Source organism: Dorea acetigenes, from assembly GCF_025567385.1.
Taxonomy (GTDB): Bacteria; Bacillota; Clostridia; order Lachnospirales; family Lachnospiraceae; genus Claveliimonas; species Claveliimonas acetigenes.
On sequence record NZ_JAOQJU010000006.1, the window covers coordinates 64,772 to 88,815 of the forward strand.

Sequence of the window (24,044 nt, forward strand, 5' to 3'; positions counted from 1 at the left end):
AGGAAATATACTATGAGCCTAAACACTACCCCATCTGCAGATCGTATACATATTGGCATTTTCGGGAAACGTAATGCCGGAAAATCCAGTATCATTAACGCTATTACCGGTCAAAATCTTGCAATTGTATCCGATATAAAAGGAACCACCACCGATCCTGTCCTAAAAGCGATGGAACTTCTGCCTCTGGGACCGGTAGTCATAATTGACACTCCGGGTCTTGATGATTCCGGAGAACTGGGAGAACTTCGCATCAAAAAGGCCTATCAAATACTGAACAAAACCGACATTGCCGTTCTGGTCGTAGACGGCTCCGTGGGAATGACCCAGGAAGACCACCGGATTCTTGAACGGATACGGGCAAAAGAGATTCCTTATGTCATTGCTATAAATAAGTCAGATCTAGCCTCAAAAGACGCTATAAGCACTGATCTCCATACAGGTGCCGAAGATAATGTCATCCGGGTAAGTACAACTACCGGAACAAATATCTATGAACTGAAGGAACTCATCGCGAAACAAGCTCCCAAAGAAGATACCGGGCGCCGCATCGTCGCAGATCTGCTTAAGCCGTCTGATTTTGTCATCCTTGTTGTTCCCATTGATTCTGCCGCGCCAAAAGGACGGCTGATTCTTCCGCAACAACAGACAATCCGCGATGTACTGGAGGCAAATGCCACTGCAATCGTTGTAAAAGAAACCGAATTGAAAGATACGCTGGCTTCTCTGGGAAAAAAGCCTAAAATGGTTATCACTGACAGCCAGGCATTTGAGCAGGTATCCGCCAATACCCCGGCAGACATCCTTCTAACATCCTTCTCTATCCTGTTTGCCAGATACAAGGGAAATTTGAAAATGGCAGTAGCGGGCGCCCGTGCATTAGATACACTGGAAAACGGTGATACAATCCTGATATCGGAAGGCTGCACTCATCACCGCCAATGTGAAGATATCGGTACCGTAAAGCTCCCTAACTGGCTTCGGAAATACACCGGCAAAGAATTGAACTTTGCATTCACCAGCGGGACAGAATTTCCACTGGATTTATCCAAATATAAGGTCATCATCCACTGCGGCGGCTGCACGCTTAATGAACGTGAAATGAAATACCGCCTGAAATGTGCCGAAGACGCCGGTATCCCTATGACAAATTACGGCATCGCCATTGCACATATGCATGGCATTCTTGCGCGAAGCATCGAACCATTTCCGACGCTTTAACCCATAATCCTGCCACTGGATATCTGGGATTTTACTGCAGGTGAATCTGATTTTCTACAAAGGCGTTATGACTGTACCATCCATAATTTTTCTTATCGTTGAAAAACTCTACTTCCGTCCCTTCCGGCCTTTCCTTCAGATTCACCTCTGCATATTTGCTGAAAACACCTTCTTCTTCCCCTGCCGTATCTTCTCTAAGCGTTACATTCTCTCCATTTCCTTTTACCCATCCGGGGCCATATCTGCTCACACACAGCTCTTCTACTTTATACTGCCCGCTAAGCGGAATGTCTTTAAATGTATAGGATAAGGATACCACCCCATCCTTCTGATGTTCCTGCACATACTCCCGCGTAAATTCATAAGTATGGTAGAAAGTGCAGTGCTCTCCGTCCGCCCCGTCTCCTGATACCCGGATAACGAAAGTTGGATTCCCGTGCGCCCACCAGATATCTTCCTCGCCGGATTTTATGGTTTTCGTAACAGTCAAATCCCCTGCCTCAAGCCTGTTGGTTATGATTGCATATTTCCCGCCGCTGCGGTTCTCGTATTGAACAAAAGTCCGATACCAGTCTACCGGCTCTTCCTCAACCGTATATTCATGTTCCTTTCCCTGACTATCATATACAGACAGATTATTGAATCCGAATTTCCATCCTGTCTTTTCTGAAACTTCTGCACTGTCCGCCTTTTTTCCATCGCAATACAAATTTATCACAACCTTGGAAGGACGCTTTGATGAGCCGCCGTCATCCCACATTTTCTCTCCTATCACAGACGTATAAGAATTCGTAAAAGAAACTGCTGCATCCACAGCGGATATCTGCAGATAATTATTTCGATTCTCCAGTAAAGATCCATCTGAAGCAGTCGCAGATGCCGGAACTTCGGAATTCTTCTCCAGGGTCATGATCTCCTTTTTCTGCCCCATCGAAACACATTTTTCCTCCGGGCTTATGATCTTCCCCTCTTTATCTGTTTCATAAATATAATACGTTCCGGGCTTCATATCGTTGATAATCGTCCTTCCCACGGTTTCTCCCGCTTTCACCGTCACGCTGGCTGTTTTAACTGCATCTTTCACAGCATAGCTCTGCCTGGTGTCCGCACAGGAAAAATAAAATGTCTGATCCTTTTTAAAATCAGAACCTTCCAGTTTCTTTTCAATAGAAATCGAAGGATTCTGCCTGCTGAAAACAAGATTCGGAACCTCTGTCGCTACTTCCAGCACCTGATTTTCATTTGCGGAAGAAATATACGTAAATTTCTGCTTCTGATTCGTCTGTATATTTTTCTTATTTCCTGCCGTTGAATCGTCATATCCCATGTAAGTAACCGGAAAAGAAAACGTATGCCCCTCCGCGTCATAAGAACCATTCGTCATCTCTTTTACATACCAATAGACCGTCTTTGTCTTTCGCACATATACATGAGTAACCTGCGGATGATCCGCTACCTCGCGGTAGACATTTTCCGGAACGCCCTTTACCAGCGCCGCATCTTCCTTCTCCAGCACAGACCAGGAAGAATCCAGTTTCTTTTCATCCAATGAAACCTCATCTGACAACTGATCCATATAGAATCCATCTTTTCCGTATATGGCCTCTTCATATTCCTCTTGTATACGTTCCTCCACTGCCTCCATCAGCTCGTTAAATTGATTTGTCGTCCGGGCAAATGTAGCAGCTCCGGAAGAATCTACCTGATTCATCCTGTCCGTCACCGTCTGATCCTGCTGGTTAATGCAAACGCCGCAGGCGTAAATCCTCACCCCGTCCAATCCTTTCAGCTCTTTTATCTGATTCTGCCCGTTAATCGCCGGATTATGAATATCGGATGCTTTTCCGGCAAATCCCTGCGGCATACCATCTGTCAGGAATATAAGCAGCGTATCCTTTTCCTTCTCCAAATTATTCCGCTGCTTCAGATAAACCAGCGCCTGATTAAACGCCGCAGACCAGTTCGTTCCATTGTAGGTAAACGGATTCTGTATCTGTTCCAGAATAACGCCAAACTTACTCTCCGGCTGAAATCCATAGGTTCCTACTCCCGCTTTCGTTGATATCTGCGGTGAATAGGTATCAACAATCAGTCCGTTATTACTTCCATTGGCAGACAAATTGCGCCAGCTTCCATTCTGTGGCACATCGCCCCAGAAAGGGATGTATGCAATCTGATTGTTCTTATTTAGATTCTTCATATTCTCCGTCAGTTTTTTCATAAAATCCTGAGACTTAGAAAGCCTGTCATTCTTCTCGCACTCCGTGTCAATCGTACTCAAATACTGCTTACCATGATATGTTACAATTTTACTGATATCTAAAAAATAGTAATACTCATCCGCAAAATGAAGCTCTCCATTTTCATCGCAATATTTCTTTGCCCGTATGACTCTTCGTCCGGCTGCCAGATAGCCAAGCGCTTCCTCTCGGCTGCTCAGTAACCGATAATGGTGATAATCCGTGCCGGAAATGTTATACAGATTATTGCCATGTATAAAAGTTGATTTCGTATTTCCGGAAGTCGCGTCATCCGCAGCCAGCAGATAATAATGTGCGTCCACCTGGCACGGCGAATTATATGCCATTTCCCCATTATGAATGTAACCTCCGTTAAATCCCTCTCCTGTATAATTTAAATTTCCCACGTAATTACGGTTTTCCACGATCTCATCTACCATCTCGTCCGCTGCTTCCGTCCATCCATAAGGATTTCTTATGGGATAATACTCCGAACTTTGATAAGCTGAAGCACTCAATCCTTCATACTCCAATTGTATGCGAAATCCATAGTTGGAATCCATAGAGCCGGATTTGTCCTGAAGTAGAATGATATTCATATCCTTCGTTCCTGTGACCAAACCTGAATTAGACGCATACTGCAGTGTAATTTCCCCATCTCCCGTATCCTGATTCGTCCATTCCGCCCGTTTTCTGATATGAACCGCCAAATCTGTCCGGCGCGTAATTTCCCTTGCCCGAAAGACATTTTCCTCCGCAAAGCCGAAATACCGGTCTGCTGTCTCCGCCTCTTCATACAAAGGAGCAATCCCCGAAAAATCATAGTCCTCCCCATTTTCCGGCGAACCGTAAGAAACCGTTTCCTCAGCTTCGGCCATCTCTTCTGTTTCCACTGCCTCCGTTTCCTCGGCTTCGACCGGAACATCCCAGGTAAACAGCAGCATAACAGCCGCCATCACAAGCGCCGGGAAACGCCTTTTTCTTCTAAATAGATTCATAAGCTTCCTCCACTTCTTTTTTCGTACCTTTAATCTCTGCAAAAGCATCTTCCGCATTTTTAAATCCTTCTGCCTGCACAGACTCAAACAGCACGTCAATCGAGAAATCCTTCAACTCTTCCGGGATTTCTTCATTTGTTATAATATGGGTAAAAATAGGTTCTGTTTTTTTCGATGTCTCCAATATCCGGTCATAATATAGCCAGCCATCCTTATTTTTAATCCACAGCCCTTCACCGGTATTACCTTCATTCACATAGGTCAGAAACGACTGAACTCTGCTATCCGACAACAGAACTTTCGCTCTCACATAACAATTGGTTTTCCCTGTATTCACCGCTCTTGGTTCTTTCACGGTTTTCTCCCCGGGAGACGGAGGATCAAACGGTTCTTCCGGCACAATCGTATTTTCGCCGATAGTAACCTGGTTCGCCAATGCCGCCTGATGTGTAAAATACGCATAAATGGAATGCACTCCTACAATACTTACAGATAAAACTGCCATATCCAAAAGAAACAACCGCGCTTTTCTATATCTTTTCTTCATTTTCTTTTTTCTTCCTCCTGTTATTTTGTTTCCCGCCTGTACTTTCTAAAATTTCCACAAGGAAAACACCTGCCAGCAAAAACAGCATCACTGCTCTCCCCCGTCCCGTCCGACAGAATCTGCTGAAATATCCCAGCCCCGGAATGCAAAAGAGCGTTTTTCCCTCAAAATTCCTCTCCGTTGTCGTAATTCCATCAGACAGTTCATTTGCATCACCCTTGGTCTCCAATCCTTCTTCTGTCACCGCAATTACCCGATGCGTTACCAGATTCCCTCCCTGCACATGGAAGGCAATAATATCGCCGGTACAGATATCTTCATAATCGGCTCTCCTGTACACAAAACAAAGGCTTCCTGTCCTGATTACGGGCTCCATAGAGCCGGACAGCACTACATAGGGTCTTATGCCTGCCAGCAGCAATATGGCAAACAGCAAAATACTGATTCCCACCGTACAGACCGCCATATTAATGGCTATAACGATGATTCGTTTCATTGCTTTTCTTCCTCTTCATGATAATTACAATCAGCCCCAAAGAAACGCCTGCCGCTGCCAGAAAAATTCCAATCCTTTGAAAATCGCCGGTCCGGACGGACGGCAGGCCTGAGTCTTTCGGATTTGTCGTAAAAATCCATTTTACCTGGCCTTCTTCCGCAGAATATCGATTATCTAATTCCTTTGGCACAGTCACTGTAAAACTTAATTTTCCCTGCCCTGACTTTGGGATTTTTGCAAGAAGCCTGTTCTCCGACAAGGATTCTGCCTTCAGCGGTCCCTTATAAAGCATCTTTTCATTTCCATCTGTTTCTACCGTAATAAAAAGCTCCACTTCCTCCGTCAGCTCCTGCTTTTCAGATACTTCACTCCGAAAATATAGTTCCATCTCCTTCTCACTGTTGTTACGGAGTTCTGCACTGTCACTATACACATCTCCGGGCATGAGAACCGGGAAGTTCTCAAAAAAATCCTCTTCATTAATGAAAAGCGAATCACTCTCTCCCCGGTACTCAACCTGAAATATCCTGCCCGTTCCGGGAGTGTAGGAAGTAATCTGATAGGGACCCTGCTTTTCACACTTCAGAATTTCTACCTGTCCCCACGGCATACCGGAAGAAAAATCCGGAGTAAAATTCTGGCTCTGTATTGCATCCACAGATATATCCAGATGGAACGCACTTCCCTCCGCCTCTTGTGGAAAATTCGCCGGAATCTGAATTCCTTTGAACAAATCCGTGCTTTCCCCTGTTTTCAATATATCCGTGTAGTAATAATACCCATCGCTTTTCTTTACCCAGCTTCCGCCGAGCCCATAAATATGACGCTCAAGGTCAACTGCAAGATCCCGAAATCCGATACTTGCCCTCACATAACAGTCACTGCCACGATTATGTATCCGCGGAATCTTCGATACGTCGGCTCCGGGAAGCAGCAGCGGATTATCCTGCCACTTGGCTTCCTTCCCATTTTTTATCTGATGCTCCTCCAGCTCAATATCTATGATTCCGGTAGAAATATGGTTGCTGACAGCTGCCTCATTTCCTGCGGATACGGCCATATAGCCGCCGCACACCAGAATCAAAAATCCCAGCGCAATCATCCATTTCCTTTTTCTTTTCACAATTCTCCTCCTTACCGCTTCGTCTGTATTTTCTCTTTCTATCTGCCGCCTTTTGTTCTCTCTGTTTTTTATCTCACTTTTTCTTCCTATCCGGCTTGCAATATGGACCACACATCAAGGGGCGCTGTCTTTCCGCCACCAAGATCTGTCGTCTGAATTCCATATGCGCTCACTCCTATATCACAGGCTCCCATCTCGAGTTCCTGCCCTTCTACCGCATTTACAAATGTCACGCTGTCAAATACCGCTTCCGTCACTGCGTCCTTCACAAGCTCCGTGCATTCCTGCTCTGTACCATACGCATACAGATGGGTCACCGTCCCCGCTTTTTCATCCTTTTCAGGTTCCAGAATCTCCATCCAGCCTTCATTCACCTCATACTGATACAGTTCCGTCTCCTTCGCTTCATTCCGCGATCCATCTGCATTCACTGTCACAATTTTTTTACAGGGAACCGCTATCTTTACAAAAACAAACTCCGGATTCACCCCATTATTCTTAATCCGCGGATCTTTGGAAATATTTTTCATTGGCGTAATGTCTTTCGCTTCATCCGGATTCCAGTTCGGTTCCTGAATCTCCAGAGAAATCTTTCCCACCGTAAATGTATTGGATACGCTCTCTTCGTCCGTAAAATACGCCATAATACCGCCTGCTGCCATTACACAGACTATTGCTGCTGTCAAAATAATTATTTTTATCCTTTTCTTCTTCATTCGCTTTTTCTCCTTTTCTAAATCATCTGGAGACAGCATTTCGATAAAATATAAATACAGATAAAGCCTATTACAAACATTTGTGATACTTTTTTTGTTGTGAACTAATGATACATTTTCTTCCCTCCTCTACATTCTGTCACTGAAATAAATTGATGTGAAATATTGGCGAAACGCCGATTTAACTTAAGAACACTTTCTGCAAGAAACAGAAATGAATAAGTTGTACTTAACATAACACATTTTTGTTATGTTGACAAGTGTTTTTTTAATTATGTCTATTAAAAAAGGAAGTGCCCACATGCACTCCCCGTCCGTCACTTAGGAATTTTCAATACTGGCAAAAAACAATTCATAAAAATCATCCTCTCCGGAAAGCATAGGCGAATTTTCACCGCCGCCATTCGTACTCCGCTTCATAGCCGCATGAAATTCTTCTCCTGCACAGATTAATTCCATCTCATACAGCTCATATCCCAATTCCCTGCACACCCGGCAAAAAGCCGACACCGGGTCCTTTTCTTTTCTGGTTGCGAGAAGCTTCTCCCTTACTTCCTGATCCTGCAGCGCTTTCCCCTGCAATTCATCCAGCATTCCTACAATATCTGCCATAGCCGCCTCCTTACTTTTTTGTCTTCCTGTAAGTTTTCTGGGTTCATCTCTTTATATCCTCTTCTGGCATATATCAGCAAGGCAGCACCTGTCACAATATGGCTTCGTCCTTGCCGTACACACATCTCTTCCATGATAGACCAGCCGGTGGCAGAAATCACTGCCCTCCTCCGGCGGAATGATTTTCCACAACTCCATCTCCACCTTCTTCGGATCTTTAATCCCATCCACAAGCCCTATACGGTTTACCAGTCTGATACAATGTGTATCTGTTACGATTGCAGGCTTCCCGAACACATCCCCCATAATCAGGTTCGCACTCTTTCTCCCCACGCCCGGAAGTTTCAAAAGAGCCTGAAAATCCTCCGGTATCTTTCCTCCATACTCATCCCGCAGCATTTTCATACAGCCGTTTATATCCCTTGCCTTGCTCTTTCCCAGACCGCAGGGACGCACAATTGCTTCGATATCGTCCACATCAGCCTCCGCCAGGGCTTCCACGCTGGGGTACTTCTCATAGAGCCCTTCCACCACCACATTCACTCTGGCATCGGTACACTGAGCCGCCAGCCGGACACTAACCAGAAGCTTCCACGCCTGATCATAATCCAGCGTGCATCCCGCATCCGGATACTCTTTTTTGAGTCTCGCAATCACTTCAAGCGCAAGCTCCTGCTTCTCTCTTACCTCTGCTTCCATTTTTCTCCTCCTGCTCTACTCATTTGGCTTATAATAGAATTTTCCATCCAGTTTCTCTGTCTTCAATACATTTACAAAAGCATGTTCATCTGCTTCTTTGACCGCGCGGATTACCATTTTGCTCTCCGCACCGGACACTACCGAATACACAACCTTTTTTTCCTTTCCCTCGTAGGAGCCTTCTCCTTCCATAATTGTCGCCCCATGATTACTGGTTCTGGCAATCGCCCTGTAAACATCTTTTGCATTGTCCGTGACAACAAACAACGTCACCTGCTGGTACTTCCTGTAAAGCACGTGCAGCACCTGTGTAGAAGTATACTGGAAAATAATGGAATAAAGCGCCTTGTCCCAGCCAAACAGGATACCCGCCGCAGCCAGAATGACTACGTTCAGCCCCAATACCATGTTCCAGGAGTCTATCCCCTTCTTGTCAGACAGAAAGATTGCGATAAAATCCGTTCCCCCTGTAGTCGCATTTACCATAAGACAGAGACTGATTACAGCGCCATTAATCAGGCCGCCGAAAATGCTGATCAGCAGGGTATCATACGTAATCACATACCCGGGAATGAAGTCTGTCAGCACACTGGTCAATACAATCATCAGACAGGAATACATGGTGAATTTCTTCCCGATAAACCGAAAACCTATGTACACCGGAAATGCATTCAGCGCTACATTAATCAGCGTATAGGGAAGTTCTACATGAAAAAACATCTCCGCCACACGCTGGATTAACAGCGTAATGCCAGTCGCCCCTCCCGGATAAAGTCCTCCGGTCCTGACAAAGGATTTGATATTCAGCGCCATAATAACGGATGCCAGACAGACTACGATGATTCTTTTTACATCTTCTTTTGGATTAAACTTCATGACTTACCACCTTTTAAAATTTTTTTCTATCCCCGTCAGATATTATAACACCATTTGACAATTATTGCTCTTGTTTTTCTCAATATTTCCATGTACCAGAAAAAATCCCTGTCCTTATCGGAAAACCTCCGGCAAAGACAGGGACTTCATTCATTTCTATTGTTTTGAGTTTCCTTTTTATAACAAAATGTATTTGAGGATAAACAATATGGCAAGCACATACATCAAAAGACTGATTTTCTTTTCTTTCGCCTTACCAGTCAGAAGATTCAGCACAACATATGAGATAACTCCCATGGAAATTCCTTCAGAAATACTGTAGAAGAACGGCATCGCTCCAATACAGATATAACAGGGAATCGCCTCTGACAACTCGTTGAAGTCAATATTCACCACATTTGTCAACATATAGAATCCAACTACCACCAATGCGGGTGCCGTTGCAAAGGACGGAATTGCAAGGAAAATCGGCGACAGGAACAAAGACAGCCCGAACAGGATTGCTGTAGTCACTGCCGTAAGCCCGGTTCTTCCGCCTTCTGACACACCGGATGCACTTTCAACAAAAGTGGTTGTTGTGGACGTCCCCAATATTGCTCCTGCTGTCGTTGCAACTGCATCCGCCATCAGAGCTCCTTTGATATGCGGAAGCTTCCCATCCTTGTCCAGCATCCCTGCCTTAGCAGACACACCGATCAATGTTCCAATAGTATCAAACATATCTACGAACAGAAACGCAAAAAGAATGACTACAAAATTCAAGGAGAAGATTCCTGAAAAATCAAGCTTCCCAAACACCGGCGCTATACTTGGGATCGACAGGCCGCTGCTGAAATCCGGAAGCAGCCCGTAAAAACCCAGCTCTGGATTTGGAACATATAATCCCGCAAACTGACAGATAATACCAAGAAGCCAGGTAATTAAGATTCCCCACAGAATGTTTCCTTTCACATTTTTAATCACCAGGATTCCCGTAATAAGAATACCGATGATCGCAAGAAGTACTGTAATTCCTACATCGTTAAAGGTTGCCGCAGTACCGTTCACTTCATTGTACGCATCAACAGAAAATAACTGAAGCAAGGTAGAGCCTCCGATAACAATATTCGCATTCTGCAGACCGATAAATGCAATGAACAGACCGATTCCAACGCTGACCGCCGCCTTAAGATTCTGCGGGATTGCATTGAAAATCGCCTCACGGACATTCGTTAATGACAGAATGATAAAGATAATACCCTCTGCAAACACTGCCGTCAACGCATACTGCCAGCTGTAACCCATGCCAAGGACTACCGTATAGGCAAAATATGCATTCAGCCCCATGCCCGGCGCCAGAGCAAATGGATAATTTGCAAATACTGCCATCAAAAGCGTACCAATCAAAGAAGCAACCGCCGTAGCTGTAAATACTGCCCCCTGATCCATCCCTGCTGCGGAAAGGATGCTGGGATTAACCGCCAGAATATAGGCCATCGTCATAAAGGTGGTTATACCGGCAATAATTTCCGTCTTAACATCCGTGCCATTTTCACTGAGCTTAAAAAATTTTTCTAACATTTCTTTCCCCCTTCTTTTCTCTAATTTTTAGTATTGACAAAAATACTATTTCAGCATAACACAATTGCAAAATTATTTCAATTTTTTCCCAATCCATGTTAAAATAGATGTCAAATAATTTGAGGACAGGAGTGTATTAATTATGGAGCCAACCGTCAGCATTATTGTGCCGGTATACAATGCCGAGGGCACACTTACCCGCTGCATCGACAGCATTTTGAACCAAGAATATAACGACTTTGAACTTTTACTGATTGATGACGGTAGCCAGGACTCTTCCGGCGCCATCTGCGACAGCTATGCCTCTGCAGATTCCCGTGTCCGCGTCGTCCATAAGGTAAATTCGGGCGTTTCTGATTCCAGAAATCTTGCTCTTGACATGGCACGCGGCACATACCTTCAATTTCTGGACAGCGATGACTGGATTACCCCAAACGCCACCCGGCTCTTGGTAGAAACTGCCGAGCACTATCACTGTGACATGGTAATTTCTGATTTCTACCGGGTTGTTGGAAAACGGGTATCCCATAAGGGCAATATAGAGGAAGACTGCGTACTGACCCGAGAAGAATTTGCTGCACATATGCTTGAAAATCCGGCAGATTTCTACTACGGCGTACTCTGGAACAAACTGTTCCGCCGCAGTATCGTTGAAAGCCATCATCTCCGCATGGACACTCATATCAGCTGGTGTGAGGATTTTATGTTTAATCTGGAATATATCCGTTATGCAGACGTCTTCTTCGCCCTTCAGGTGCCAATTTATTATTATGTAAAAACCAAAGGTTCTCTTGCCAGTCAGGGAATGAACATTTCCAAGACTATCAAGATGAAACTCATGGTCTTTGAATATTATCATAATTTTTATAAGCATGTCCTGGACGAAGCAGATTATGAGAAGAACCGGCTGCAGGTCTACCGTTTTCTGGTGGATGCTGCAAATGATGGCATCGTACCGCCCACCATCCTGCCCGGTTCCAAGAAATTGGGAGAAGAAAGAAGCCAGGTCTCAGCAGATGTCCTGGCCGCCGAGGGCTTCCTCATGGATGACTACCGGAGCCGGAAGCTTATGGATTACTATCTGGAACCCATTGCCCTGAAAAATGACCTGACGCTGGATGAAGTCCGTCTTCTGATGTACTTAACCCAGCCTCACCACAGCAGCAGCCGGAAAGAACTTGCAGACTTTGCGAATTTATCTCTGCGAAGCCTGTCCGTACTGCTCCAGAAGCTTTCCTCCAAAAATTATCTAAAGGTGGAAAATAAACGAAGCTCCAAACAGCTTCAGATTGTGTTCCTCCCCCTTGCCACACCGGTTCTGGCCGAGATTTCCACCGCCCAAGGAAATTATGACCGCGCACGTTTTGCCGGATTTACAGAGGATGATTTGATTCAATATGCATATTTTACAGAAAAAATCAAGCACAATATGCAGAAAATCCTTTAAAGGATCCAATTTTTCCGGGCATTCTGCTTATGCTATCCCCTCAACCAGGACAGAAAACATAAGCAAGAAAATCCCCAAAACCATCATGCCAATCCCGACGGCAATCAGCAAAATCAAAGTCTGTTTCTTTTCTCTCGGGAATACACCGTTCTCATATCCGGGCTGTCCCTTATGGAGCAGATAATTTCCCAGATAAATAAGAAGCGGCGCTGCCCCTCCGTACATAACATAAAGTGCAACGGAACCAAGGGGCAGCTCTGTCATCTGGGCAGAAGTCCCCGCCGCCTGAATCAGGTCTGTCCCGGTCATCTTCAGCAGAGCATTTAAAACAGCCAGTAACAGAATGGGAAAGGCATTATTTATCAGATGAAACAGCATATTATAGAACATATTCTCCGTCTCAAACAGCAGATACCCCATCGCAATCCCCAAAAGCATTGTCGGCACCATACGCCAGATACTGCCGTGAAAAGCTCCGAAAATAACCGATACAATGATAATTGCCGCCCATCTGTTCTTCATACTCCGAAAACAGCTAAGAAGCGCTCCGCGGAAAGCCATCTCCTCACAAATTGCCGGGGTAAGCGAAATAACCAGTAAGGACAGAAGCACCGGAGCGCTCACCATAACATCCTGAATTCCCTGTCCTGCCCCCATCACTTCCTGTGGGAAAAAGTATGCAATCACCATGGTAATCAGCAATGCGCCCCAGTATGCCCCTATCCAGAGCACCACCGTTCCGGCTATTTTCACTGCTTCCGGCTTCTTGAACGGGAAAATGCTCCGCAGCCTGCCCCGGAAAATCAGAAAAACTCCCACCGCTATCACCACCAGCAGCGCTTCACTAACTACCGTACCCAAAAGCCCCATCCAGGCTCCCAGGAAATCGCTCAGCCAGAAAATATCTATGGCATACAAAACAACCAGTAATACTGCAATTCCATATGGTTTTAATTTCTTTCTATTCATAAGCCGTCTCCTTTTCGTAAAATGGGCATGCATGCCGGATACACTGTTCATTCTCTCCGCAGAAACTGCACACAGTCTTCCGGGGCATCTCCAGCCTGATTCCAAATTCTTCATCAATCCCCTCAGATGCCGCCTGTACCGCCAGGAAGGAATCTCTCTTGCAGCATCTCGGTCCGCCACAGGAACCAATCTTCTGCAATGCTCTTGCCGTCATAAGATTTGCCTGTCCCCAGGATTTTCCGCTTAAAGGCGTCGCTTTCTTCATAATGCTGAACGCAATCCCCGTACTGACCGCCGCCCCGCAGCATCCCCAGAATCCGCAGATGCCGCCCGGTACTTCTCTGCCTCTGCGTACCATCTCTTCCATCGCCCACGGATAATCTATCTGGCCGCCGCAATTATGGTATACAGTCAAAAGAACGGCTCCCACCAGCACGTGATGCTCCGGTCCATGCATATAGATATAAGGATTATCCATGATTTCCTGCATCAAACAGATGGGGTTCCTGCTGCCTGATTTCCTGCAGACTTCCTCTATCACTTCAATCCCACGCTTGCTGTGACAAACATCACACACATAATGTCCGTCCTCACAGCTTACATTATTCTCAAACTTCTTATGACAAATGCTGCACTCCATTTCTCTGGCATTCTCATAGTATAATAATGGCTTCCCACACACCAGACATGCGCCTCTTTTTCCTGACATATGTATCCCTTTCTCCTTCATAATTATACAAAAATATTCAGAATTTCTTCAGAAATTACCACCCTTTATCTTTAATTGTTTTTTGTACACTATTCCTATACAAAAACGATGCACTTACATAAAGGGGGATTCATTATGAGAGCTGCGACAGCCAAACTTGAAAACTTTGTCTTATCTGTCAGCCCAATCGCAGAAATCGGCTACCAGCGGACTTACTCTGCTTCTTCACTGATTCTGTTGTTTTTTATTTTTTCTGGAATGGGATGGATATGGGAAGTGATTTTACATATCATTGAAGATGGAATGATTATTAACCGCGGTGTCCTCGCCGGCCCATGGCTTCCAATCTACGGAGCCGGTGGAATCCTGATTCTGCTCCTCCTGAAAAAATGGCGCAGACAGCCTTTTCATCTGTTCGGCATGATTATGTTATTATGCGGAACAATTGAGTATTTCACCAGCGTGATGTTAGAAATGCTGTTCGGCGTCAGATGGTGGGATTACAGCGACATGCTGTTCCAGCTCCGGGGACGGGTATGCCTGGAAGGGCTTACTATCTTCGGCTTCGGCGGACTCTTCATCGTCTATGCCGCTGCCCCGTTTCTGGACAACCGGATACAGAAACTGTCCACCCAAAAACGCAGAATCCTCTGTATGCTTTTGCTTCTTCTCTTTACGGGAGATCTGCTGTATTCCTTCCTGAACCCCAACATGGGATTCGGGATAACCACATAGACAGCTACTGTGAAACGACGATCTGCCCCAGTATCTGTCCGATTGGCGCAGCAATGCTAAGCTCAGCCCCCACTTCCTTTGCTGTCGCGCTTTTATTAATCACCACCAGATGTTTTCCTCTGAAATAATCAATAAATCCGGCCGCCGGATACACCACCAGAGATGTTCCGCCGATAATCAGCATATCTGCCTGACTGATTGCCCGGATGCTTTTCTGTATGATTCCAGAATCCAGCCCTTCTTCATAAAGAACCACATCCGGCTTAATCAGACCGCCGCACTGGCACCGAGGTACCCCCTCTGCATGTTTCACGTATGCCGCATCGTAGAACCTGCCGCATTTTTGACAGTAATTGCGGTGGATGCTTCCATGGAGTTCCAGTACATTCCTGCTGCCTGCCGCCTGATGAAGGCCGTCAATATTCTGAGTAACGACTGCTGTCAGCTTTCCTTTTGCTTCCAGTTCCGCCAGTTTCCTGTGCGCCGGATTCGGCTGTGCCGAAAGAAACATCATCTTCTCTTTATAAAATTCATAAAATGCTTCCGTATGATGCACGAAGAAACTATGGCTTACGATCTGCTCCGGCGAATACTTGTAGCTCTGCCGGTACAGCCCGTCGGCGCTTCGGAAATCCGGAATATTACTTTCCGTGGATACTCCCGCCCCGCCAAAAAATACAATATTGCTGCTGTCGTCAATCATTTCCTGCAGTTTCTTCACTTCATTCTCATACATTACGCTTCCTCCTCCGGCATACTCTTCGATTCTCCCTGCTTACTATAGCCATGGAAGAATTCTGTCAGTCCATCCAATGTCTTCATAAGAACCGGAATCTCATCCTCTGTCAGTTTATCTAAGATTGCCTGCGTCATCTGATGATGATAATCCGCATGATGGTGGTAGGCATGGATTCCTTTGTCCGTCAGCTTAATAATCACGACTCTCCGATCCTCGTCACTTCTGTACCGCTCTACATACTTCTTCCTGACAAGATTGTTAATCGCCGTGGTAAGTGTACCTACGGTAATATTCAGCTTCTTTGCAACGGAAGACATATTATTCCCCTCTCCCAGACCGATTGCTTCCATAATATGCATATCAGTGTTGGTAATATCCTTAAATTCTTCTGTAATAATCGCTTTTCCTTCCAACTCCCAGATTTCATTAATCAGGTGAACCAGAATATCATTGATTGTCTTATACGCATCCATTGCATTTCCCTCTTCCAGTAAACTTTCCTTTTCTTATTATACCCACTGTCGGCACAAAGAATCAATCCTTTCTTTTTAGATTTCTTACATTGATTCTTTACATCATCCTGAACCTTTTGTAACGCCTCTCTGCCAGTTCATCCGGCGTAATCGTTCCATACTTATGCAGGAATTTCAGGATCTCGCCGTCCAGGATTTCCGTTACCTGCACCATCGAATCCTTCGTCAGATGTTCCGGCTCCGGAATGATCCGTTCTACCATCTTTCTTTCATACAAATCTGCTGCCGTCAGCTTCATTACCTCCGCCGCTTCTTTCGCCTTCGTGCTGTCTTTCCACAGAATACTTGCAAATCCTTCCGGTGATAAAATGGAATAAACCGCATTCTCCAGCATCCACACTTCATCCGAAGTTGCCATGGCAAGGGCGCCGCCGCTTCCGCCTTCTCCAATAACAATGGACAGCGTCGGGACTTTCAGTGCTGACATTTCATAAATATTTCTTGCGATTGCCTCTCCCTGTCCTCTTTCTTCTGCCTCAATCCCACAGAAGGCTCCCGGTGTATCTACCAGACAGATTACCGGCCTGCCGAACTTCTCCGCCTGCTTCATCAGGCGCAGCGCTTTCCGGTATCCATCCGGCGAAGGCATACCGAAATTGCGTTCAATATTTTCCTTCGTATCTCTTCCCTTTGCCTGTGCAATCACAGTAACCGGAATCCCATGGAAGCTTGCAATTCCTCCTACGACTGCCCGGTCATCCGCAAAGCAGCGGTCTCCATGTAATTCCATAAAGTCTTCAAAAAGTTCCTCTATATAATCCGTCCCTACCGGACGGTTTTTCTCTCTGGAACAAAGGACCCTGTCCCATGCAGTTTTTTCCGGCTCCGATTCCCGCTCTTTCGCAAACTGTTCCCCAGCCTGCGCAGGAGTCCCTGCCGGACACTCTCGCGCCGTCTGCTTCTTATGCTGCTTTATCAACTGTGAAAGCTCCTCACGCATCTCTTCCCGCCCGATGATTCTATCAATAAAACCATGCTCCAGCAAGAATTCAGAACTCTGGAACCCTTTGGGCAGTTTCTGTCCGATGGTCTGTTCAATCACCCGTGGACCGGCGAACCCAATCAATGCCCCTGGCTCTGCCAGAATGATGTCTCCAAGCATTGCAAAGCTGGCGGTCACCCCTCCGGTGGTAGGGTCTGTAAGCACAGAAATATAAAGAAGTCCGGCATCACTATGCCGCTTCAATGCGGCAGAAGTCTTCGCCATCTGCATAAGGGATGTGATTCCTTCCTGCATTCTGGCTCCGCCGGAACAGGCAAAGAGTATGACTGGGAGCTGCTCCTTCGTCGCACGCTCTACCGCCCTCGTAATCTTCTCTCCTACGGCCCAGCCCATGCTCGCCATCAGAAAACGTCCGTCACAGACGCCCAACACTACATCATTTCCTTCAATCTTTCCGCGCCCGGTCACAACTGCTTCCCGAAGTCCGGTCTTTTCCTGCACATTCTGCAGTTTCTCTTCATACCCTTTATAATCCATGGGATTTTGCCCCTTCAGGTTTTCATCCCACTCTTCAAATGTTCCCGCGTCTACAATCATCTGTATCCTGCGCCGGGCATGGACACGGAAATAGCCGCCGCATTTTGGACAAATATAGTAACCCTGCTTTACATCCTCGGCAATAATCGCAGCACCGCATTTATTACATCGGCAAAGCAGCCCTTCCGGCACCTGGGGTCTTGCCCCTTTCAGGGCACTGCCGCTGCGCCGCATACGGGACTGCTTCGTTTTCTTAAACATATTTTCAATCTTCATAACCAATCACTTTATTCTCAATAAACTCCACATCAATATTCCCTGACAAATAATCGGGATGATTAAAAATCTCATACTGATAATCTACATTCGTATCAATTCCTTCTATAATTACCTCACCCAGCGCACTCTGCATTTTGCGGATAGCTTCCTCCCGGTTCTGCGCCCAGACAATCAGCTTCGCAATCATAGAATCGTAATAAGGCGGAATCGTGCATCCACTGTAAACAGCAGAATCTACGCGGATTCCTTTACCGCCCGGCAGATACAGATCTGTAATCAGACCGGGAGACGGACGAAATCCCTCCGCCGGGTTTTCCGCATTAATCCGGCATTCAATTGCATGTCCTTTCAACTGCACATCCTCCTGCCGGTAAGAAAGAGGAAGTCCTGATGCAATCCGGATCTGCTCTTTCACCAAGTCAATCCCGGTTACCCACTCGGTCATCGGATGCTCCACCTGAATCCTGGTGTTCATTTCCATGAAATAGAACTTCTGGTTTTTCTCCAGCAGAAATTCGATCGTCCCGGCATTCACATATCCAGCCGCCTTCGCCGCTTTCACTGCTGCCTCGCCCATTTTCTTCCGAAGTTCTTCCGAAATCGCAGCGCAGGGCGATTCTTCTATCATCTTCTGATGATTTCTCTGGATAGAGCAATCCCGCTCTCCCAGATGAATTACATGCCCCATCTCATCTGCCAGAATCTGAAATTCAATATGTCTCGGATGCCGTACAAAATGCTCGATATACATCGTGTCATCACCAAACGCCATCTGCGCTTCCTTCTGTGCCGTCCGAAAACTCTCCGCAAATTCCTCCGGCGTATCAGCTACACGCATCCCTTTACCTCCGCCGCCCAGCGCCGCCTTGATAATGACGGGATACCCAATCTTCTCCGCTTCCCTGCTGCCGGTTTCCACATCATAAATAGGTTCCGTGCTTCCCGGAATCACGGGAACTCCTGCTGCAATCATGGTGTTCCTTGCCTCCTGCTTGTTGCCAAGCTTTGCAATAACCTCTGACCCCGGTCCGATAAAGGTAATATGACACTGCTCACACAGCTCGGCAAACCGGCTGTTCTCCGACAGGAATCCGAATCCCGGATGGATAGCGTCAGCTCCCGACACAATGGTGGCACTGATAATTCTTTCCATGTTGAGATAACTTTCCTTTGAAGGCGCCGGCCCGATACAGACCGCCTCGTCGGCGAGCTGGGTATGCAGCGCCTCTTTATCTGCCTCCGAATACACAGCTACCGTCTCAATTCCCATTTCCCTGCACGCACGGATAATGCGCACGGCAATCTCTCCCCGGTTTGCAATCAATATTTTCCTAATCATTTTTCCCTGCCTGTCCAACCATAAAGGTTAATTCTGCACTGACAACAATCTTTCCATCCACGCTGGCTTCCGCCCTGCCGACTCCCATCGGTCCTTTTCTTTTTATAATCCGCGTCTCCAGCCTGACTTTATCTCCCGGAACAATCTTTCCTTTGAATTTACAGTTATTAATTGCACCGAAATACGCCGTCTTCCCCTGATTTTCTTCCATACTCAGGATTGCCACCGCACCCACCTGTGCAAGCGCTTCCACCGTCAGGACGCCCGGCATCACCGGCTCCTGCGGAAAATGCCCCCGGAAAAAATCTTCCCGGTATGTAACACATTTATATCCCACTGCATACTCTCCCGGCTCATAATCTTCAATAAAGTCCACCAGAAGAAATGGATGACGGTGTGGGATAATTTCTTTTATCTGATTAATATCCAAATGCTTCACTTTACATCCTCCCCGCTTAAACGATAAGGAACAGAGGCTGTCCATACTCTACAGCCTGCCCGTTTTCTACATAAACCTTTGCAACAGTTCCGTCATAATCACTTTCAATCTCATTCATCAGTTTCATCGCTTCAACGATTGCCAGCGTCTGCCCTTTTTTCACCTGACTGCCTACCACTGCGAAGGGTTCTGCATCCTCTGAGGGCGCAGCATAGAAGGTTCCTACCAAAGGGGATTTCACAATCTGCCCCTCTTCATCCATCGTTTCTTCTATGTTTTCTTTTTCTACTATAGTATCCAAAACACTTTCCACTGCCCGGCTCTTTCCACACTGTTTCGCCAACTTGACTTTCACGCCGCCTTCTTCATACCGCAGCTCTGTCAGCGTGGAATCGGACATCGTCTTCATTAATGTCAGCAGATTTTCAAATTCCATCTCTCCAACCTCTTTTATTCCATATATTTCTTAATCAAAAGCGTAGCATTGTGCCCGCCGAACCCCAGAGAATTACTCATGGCATACGAAATCTCCTTTTCGACCGGCGCGCCAATGGCATAATTCAAGTCACATTCCGCGTCCGTCTCTTTCGTACCAACCGTCTGGTGTATAAATCCCTCTTCCAGGGATTTCACACAAGTGATAAATTCCACTCCTCCTGCTGCCCCCAGAAGATGCCCGATCATAGATTTGGTGGAATTGATGATTACGTTCTTCGCCGCCTCACCAAAAGCCGCCTTAATTGCTCTTGTCTCAAAAAGGTCATTGTGATGGGTGCTGGTTCCGTGTGCATTGATATATTCTACATCTCCCGGCTCCACTCCCGCTTCTTCCATGGCAAGCTCCATGGCTTTCGCCGCGCCGCTTCCATCCTCTGCCGGAGAGGTAATATGATATGCATCTCCGGTAGAACCATATCCTGCCACTTCTGCATAAATTCTCGCTCCCCGTGCTTTTGCGTGCTCCAGCTCTTCCAGAATTACCACCCCGGCGCCTTCTCCGATTACGAAACCATTTCTCTCCTTATCAAATGGAATGGAAGCACGCATGGGGTCTTCTGTCTGGGACAGCGCCGTCAGCGCCGTAAATCCTGCCACGCCGGTAGGACAGATGCAGCTCTCAGTTCCGCCTGCAGCCATAATTTCCGCATCGCCATACTGGATGGCACGGAAGGCATCTCCGATACAATTGGTACCGGAAGCGCACGCCGTCACCACGTTGGTACATTTTCCACGGAATCCAAGCTGGATAGACACATTTCCCGCTGCCATATTGGAAATCATCAAAGGCACCATCAAAGGATTCACCTTATTGGGTCCCTTCTCCAGAATCCTTGCATAACTCTTCTCCACTTCCTGCAGGCTTCCGATGCCTGAGCCGATAATTACCCCAGCACGGAAGGCATCCTCTTTCTCTATGTCAAGTCCTGCGTCCGCATACGCTTCCTTCGCTGCTGCAACCGCATACTGAGAAAACGGTTCCATCCGTTTTGCCGCCTTGAAATCCATAAATTCCTTCGCCACAAAGCCTTTTACTTCCGCCGCATTTTTTACCTTATAATCTGTCGTATCGAACTTTGTAATCGGTCCGATACCGACCTTTCCCTCTTTCACGCCGCTCCAGAAATCCGCCACATTATTGCCAATAGGCGTCACAGCGCCCAAACCGGTTACCACTACTCTCCGCTTCCTCATATTGCCATTCCTCCATCTACCTGAATTACCTGTCCGGTGATATATCCGGCATCCTCTGATACCAGAAAAGCTGCCGTCTTCGCCACATCTTCCGGCTTTCCGAACTTTCCGAGGGGAATCTGTGCTGCTGCCGCTTCCTTCACTGCATCAGAAAGATTTTCCGTCATCTCCGTATCAATAAATCCCGGCGCAATCGCATTTACCGTAATCCCTCTGGACGCCAGCTCTTTCGCCGCCGACTTGGTAAGGCCGATAATGCCGGCCTTAGAAGCCGCATAATTGACTTGTCCTGCGTTCCCGGCAATTCCAACTACCGAAGACATATTGACAATCCGTCCGCCTCTTTGTTTCAACATCTGTCTGGATGCAAAACGAATCGTATGGAACGCGCCTTTCAGGTTCACATCCAATACACGGTCAAAATCTTCCTCCGACATTTTCATCAGAAGTCCGTCCCGTGTAATTCCTGCATTATTAATCAAAATATCAATCCTGCCATATTTCTGAATCACCCCTTGCATGAAAGCTTCGCATGCGCCGTAATCAGACACATCACACTGCCAGACGTCCGCTTTGCCGCCCTGTGCCGTTATTTCCTGTTTCACTTCCATTGCCCGGCTCTCAGAACCGCTATAATTAACCACCACCAGCGCGCCTCTTGCCGCAAGCTCTATGGCAATCGCCCTGCCAATGCCCCGGGACGCTCCAGTCACCACAGCAATCTTTCCATCTAACATGGCTCTTTCCTCCTACTCAAAACAGCCTCCATATCTTCCCATGTACTGATATGGTACATCTCCACATCCCGGTTAATCTTACGCATAAATCCGCTCAGTGTCCTGCCCGGGCCGATTTCTACAAACGTATCCACCCCATTTGCTATCATATATTCCATACTCTGCTGCCAGCGTACGGAAGCACTTACCTGCTCCTTCAACAATTTCCGGGTACATGCAATATCTTCCACGGCCTCCGCTGTTACATTGGTTACGTAAGGGATCTGAAGCGGAGTAAATGGGACCGTATCCAGCACCTTTCCCAGCTCTTCTCCCGCTTCTCTCAGCATAGGAGAATGGAACGGGCCGCTGACATTCAAAAGGACGGTGCACTTTGCCCCGGCTTCCTTCAGCCGCTCGCCCGCTTCCTTTACCGCTTCTGTCTCTCCGGTAATAACAATCTGCCCGGGGCAGTTATAATTTGCCACCGAGACCTGTTCCATCCTTCCAATTACCTGTTCGATTTCTTCTCCGCTCATGCCAAGGACCGCCATCATAGCGCCCTTACCTGCCGGAACTGCATTCTGCATCAGGATCCCTCTTGCACGTACCGTTTTCACCGCATCCATGGCGCTCATTCCGCCTGCTGCTGCAATGGCACAATACTCTCCCAGGCTAAGTCCTGCGGTAATATCCGGCTTCAGCCCTTCTGCCTCGATCACTTTCGTCATAGCAAGGCAGGTTGTCACCATTGCCGCCTGGGTATATTCCGTAATATCCAGCTTCTCATTTTCTTCAAAGCACAGCGCCTTCATGTCCAGCCTAAGCAGCCGGGATGCTCCGTCAAAGACTTCCCTTGCCAGTTCACTGTGTTCATAAAAATCCGCTCCCATCCCTGCCGTCTGGGCTCCCTGGCCCGGATAAATAAATGCCGTCTTACTCATACAAACCGACTCCTTTTATTAATGTGTCTGTCTCCCGCACAAGCTTCTCAATCAATTCTTTACAGGACAGCTTCTCCTTTACCATGGCAGCGCTCTGACCCGCCATGACACTGCCGTTCTTTACATCGCCTTCAACTACAGCCTTGCGCAGGCCGCCAAGGGTAAGCTGCTCCAGTTCTTCAAACCCCGCTCCCTTATTCTCAAGCTCCAGATATTTCTTCGTCATCTCATTGCGCAGCGCACGCACCGGATGTCCGGCGGTTCTTCCCGTCACACGGGAATCAATATCCTTCGCCTTGATAATCCGGTCCTTATAATTTTCATGTACGATGGACTCTTTTGTAACTACAAAATGAGTTCCCAGCTGGACGCCCCTTGCCCCCAGCATAAATGCAGCCGCTACTCCTCTGCCGTCTGCAATCCCTCCTGCCGCAATGACCGGGATGCTGACCGCATCCACCACCTGGGGAACCAGTACCATAGTCGTGTTCTCGCCGATATGGCCGCCCGCCTCCGTGCCTTCTGCCACCAGGGCATCTGCACCGCAGCGCTCCATCCGCTTTGCAAGGGCAACCGACGCCACCACGGGGATGACCTTCACCCCTGCTTCCTTCCACATTTTCATATACTTCTCCGGACTTCCGGCGCCTGTAGTCACAACCTTCACGCCTTCTTCCACAACTACCTTTGCCACATCATCTGCATAAGGGCTCATCAGCATAATGTTCACTCCAAAAGGCTTATCCGTTAGTTTCTTTGCCTCCTGAATCTGCTCTCTCACCCACTTCGCCGGGGCGCTGGCCGCCCCAATCAGCCCCAGTCCTCCGGCATTTGATACTGCGGCCGCAAGATGATACTCTGCAACCCATGCCATGCCGCCCTGGATGATTGGATATTCAATTCCCAACAGCTTTGTTATCTCTGTCTTCATAACG

Annotated in this window: 24 protein-coding genes; 3 read left to right on the forward strand and 21 right to left on the reverse strand. The window is 47.0% G+C overall.

Going from position 1 to position 24,044, the window contains the following annotated elements; translation table 11 throughout:
* Positions 1-12 precede the first annotated feature (12 nt).
* Positions 13-1,221, forward strand: a complete 1,209-nt coding sequence (hydF, locus tag OCV99_RS07495) for a [FeFe] hydrogenase H-cluster maturation GTPase HydF (protein ID WP_158369473.1) — start codon at positions 13-15, stop codon at positions 1,219-1,221.
* A 31-nt stretch (positions 1,222-1,252) separates the two neighbouring features.
* Here hydF and OCV99_RS07500 read toward each other — a convergent pair whose 3' ends face one another.
* The 9 genes from OCV99_RS07500 to OCV99_RS07540 form a co-directional block, all read right to left on the reverse strand.
* The gene (locus tag OCV99_RS07500; protein WP_262575155.1) at positions 1,253-4,459 is read right to left on the reverse strand and encodes a Cna B-type domain-containing protein; all 3,207 of its coding nucleotides are present in this window, start codon (positions 4,457-4,459) and stop codon (positions 1,253-1,255) included.
* Positions 4,446-5,006 carry a hypothetical protein gene (locus tag OCV99_RS07505; protein WP_158369475.1) on the reverse strand — a complete coding sequence of 187 codons (561 nt, stop codon included), beginning with the start codon at positions 5,004-5,006 and terminating at the stop codon, positions 4,446-4,448. Before OCV99_RS07505 ends, OCV99_RS07500 begins: the two co-directional genes overlap by 14 nt.
* Positions 4,990-5,502 (reverse strand): signal peptidase I, encoded by a 513-nt coding sequence (locus OCV99_RS07510; RefSeq protein WP_158369476.1) that lies wholly within the window; start codon positions 5,500-5,502, stop codon positions 4,990-4,992. The genes OCV99_RS07505 and OCV99_RS07510 overlap by 17 nt, the downstream gene beginning before the upstream one ends.
* Positions 5,474-6,625, reverse strand: a complete 1,152-nt coding sequence (locus tag OCV99_RS07515; RefSeq protein ID WP_158369477.1) for a hypothetical protein — start codon at positions 6,623-6,625, stop codon at positions 5,474-5,476. The genes OCV99_RS07510 and OCV99_RS07515 overlap by 29 nt, the downstream gene beginning before the upstream one ends.
* A gap of 86 nt (positions 6,626-6,711) precedes the next feature.
* Positions 6,712-7,341 (reverse strand): SipW-dependent-type signal peptide-containing protein, encoded by a 630-nt coding sequence (locus OCV99_RS07520; RefSeq protein ID WP_262575158.1) that lies wholly within the window; start codon positions 7,339-7,341, stop codon positions 6,712-6,714.
* Positions 7,342-7,662: 321 nt separating this feature from the next.
* On the reverse strand, positions 7,663-7,953 hold the full coding sequence (locus OCV99_RS07525; RefSeq protein WP_158369479.1) for a hypothetical protein: 291 nt from the start codon (positions 7,951-7,953) through the stop codon (positions 7,663-7,665).
* A 51-nt stretch (positions 7,954-8,004) separates the two neighbouring features.
* Complete coding sequence (locus OCV99_RS07530; RefSeq protein ID WP_158369480.1) at positions 8,005-8,652, reverse strand: endonuclease III domain-containing protein; 648 nt, start codon at positions 8,650-8,652, stop codon at positions 8,005-8,007.
* A gap of 15 nt (positions 8,653-8,667) precedes the next feature.
* A complete protein-coding gene (locus OCV99_RS07535; RefSeq protein WP_158369481.1) occupies positions 8,668-9,528 on the reverse strand; it encodes a YitT family protein in 861 nt (286 codons plus the stop codon).
* 177 nt (positions 9,529-9,705) lie between these two features.
* Positions 9,706-11,088, reverse strand: coding sequence for an NCS2 family permease (locus OCV99_RS07540; RefSeq protein ID WP_158369482.1), 1,383 nt, complete (start codon positions 11,086-11,088; stop codon positions 9,706-9,708).
* A 142-nt stretch (positions 11,089-11,230) separates the two neighbouring features.
* On the opposite strand from OCV99_RS07540, the gene OCV99_RS07545 reads away from it, so the two are divergent.
* On the forward strand, positions 11,231-12,535 hold the full coding sequence (locus tag OCV99_RS07545) for a glycosyltransferase family 2 protein (protein WP_158369483.1): 1,305 nt from the start codon (positions 11,231-11,233) through the stop codon (positions 12,533-12,535).
* A 27-nt stretch (positions 12,536-12,562) separates the two neighbouring features.
* On the opposite strand, the gene OCV99_RS07550 is transcribed toward OCV99_RS07545, so the two are convergent.
* Positions 12,563-13,504 (reverse strand): type II CAAX endopeptidase family protein, encoded by a 942-nt coding sequence (locus OCV99_RS07550; protein ID WP_262575161.1) that lies wholly within the window; start codon positions 13,502-13,504, stop codon positions 12,563-12,565.
* Positions 13,497-14,213, reverse strand: a complete 717-nt coding sequence (locus tag OCV99_RS07555) for a DUF5714 domain-containing protein (protein WP_158369525.1) — start codon at positions 14,211-14,213, stop codon at positions 13,497-13,499. The genes OCV99_RS07550 and OCV99_RS07555 overlap by 8 nt, the downstream gene beginning before the upstream one ends.
* A 135-nt stretch (positions 14,214-14,348) precedes the next feature.
* Between OCV99_RS07555 and OCV99_RS07560 the strand changes: the two genes are divergently transcribed.
* Positions 14,349-14,948 (forward strand): putative ABC transporter permease, encoded by a 600-nt coding sequence (locus tag OCV99_RS07560; RefSeq protein WP_158369485.1) that lies wholly within the window; start codon positions 14,349-14,351, stop codon positions 14,946-14,948.
* A gap of 4 nt (positions 14,949-14,952) precedes the next feature.
* Here OCV99_RS07560 and OCV99_RS07565 read toward each other — a convergent pair whose 3' ends face one another.
* From OCV99_RS07565 to fabK, 10 genes are all read right to left on the reverse strand, one after another.
* Complete coding sequence (locus OCV99_RS07565) at positions 14,953-15,684, reverse strand: NAD-dependent protein deacylase (RefSeq protein ID WP_158369486.1); 732 nt, start codon at positions 15,682-15,684, stop codon at positions 14,953-14,955.
* On the reverse strand, positions 15,684-16,160 hold the full coding sequence (locus OCV99_RS07570) for a MarR family winged helix-turn-helix transcriptional regulator (RefSeq protein ID WP_158369487.1): 477 nt from the start codon (positions 16,158-16,160) through the stop codon (positions 15,684-15,686). Before OCV99_RS07570 ends, OCV99_RS07565 begins: the two co-directional genes overlap by 1 nt.
* Before the next feature lie 97 nt (positions 16,161-16,257).
* Entirely contained in the window at positions 16,258-17,976 is a 1,719-nt protein-coding gene (locus OCV99_RS07575; protein ID WP_158369488.1) for an acetyl-CoA carboxylase carboxyltransferase subunit alpha, read from the reverse strand.
* Positions 17,966-19,318 (reverse strand): acetyl-CoA carboxylase biotin carboxylase subunit, encoded by a 1,353-nt coding sequence (locus OCV99_RS07580; protein WP_158369489.1) that lies wholly within the window; start codon positions 19,316-19,318, stop codon positions 17,966-17,968. The genes OCV99_RS07575 and OCV99_RS07580 overlap by 11 nt, the downstream gene beginning before the upstream one ends.
* On the reverse strand, positions 19,311-19,757 hold the full coding sequence (gene fabZ, locus OCV99_RS07585; protein WP_158369490.1) for a 3-hydroxyacyl-ACP dehydratase FabZ: 447 nt from the start codon (positions 19,755-19,757) through the stop codon (positions 19,311-19,313). Before fabZ ends, OCV99_RS07580 begins: the two co-directional genes overlap by 8 nt.
* A gap of 16 nt (positions 19,758-19,773) precedes the next feature.
* Entirely contained in the window at positions 19,774-20,193 is a 420-nt protein-coding gene (gene accB / locus OCV99_RS07590) for an acetyl-CoA carboxylase biotin carboxyl carrier protein (protein ID WP_158369491.1), read from the reverse strand.
* 14 nt (positions 20,194-20,207) lie between these two features.
* Entirely contained in the window at positions 20,208-21,449 is a 1,242-nt protein-coding gene (gene fabF / locus OCV99_RS07595) for a beta-ketoacyl-ACP synthase II (protein ID WP_158369492.1), read from the reverse strand.
* Positions 21,446-22,186 (reverse strand): 3-oxoacyl-[acyl-carrier-protein] reductase, encoded by a 741-nt coding sequence (gene fabG / locus OCV99_RS07600; RefSeq protein WP_158369493.1) that lies wholly within the window; start codon positions 22,184-22,186, stop codon positions 21,446-21,448. Before fabG ends, fabF begins: the two co-directional genes overlap by 4 nt.
* Entirely contained in the window at positions 22,180-23,109 is a 930-nt protein-coding gene (gene fabD, locus OCV99_RS07605) for an ACP S-malonyltransferase (protein WP_158369494.1), read from the reverse strand. Before fabD ends, fabG begins: the two co-directional genes overlap by 7 nt.
* A complete protein-coding gene (gene fabK, locus OCV99_RS07610) occupies positions 23,102-24,040 on the reverse strand; it encodes an enoyl-[acyl-carrier-protein] reductase FabK (RefSeq protein ID WP_158369495.1) in 939 nt (312 codons plus the stop codon). The genes fabD and fabK overlap by 8 nt, the downstream gene beginning before the upstream one ends.
* Positions 24,041-24,044 lie beyond the last annotated feature (4 nt).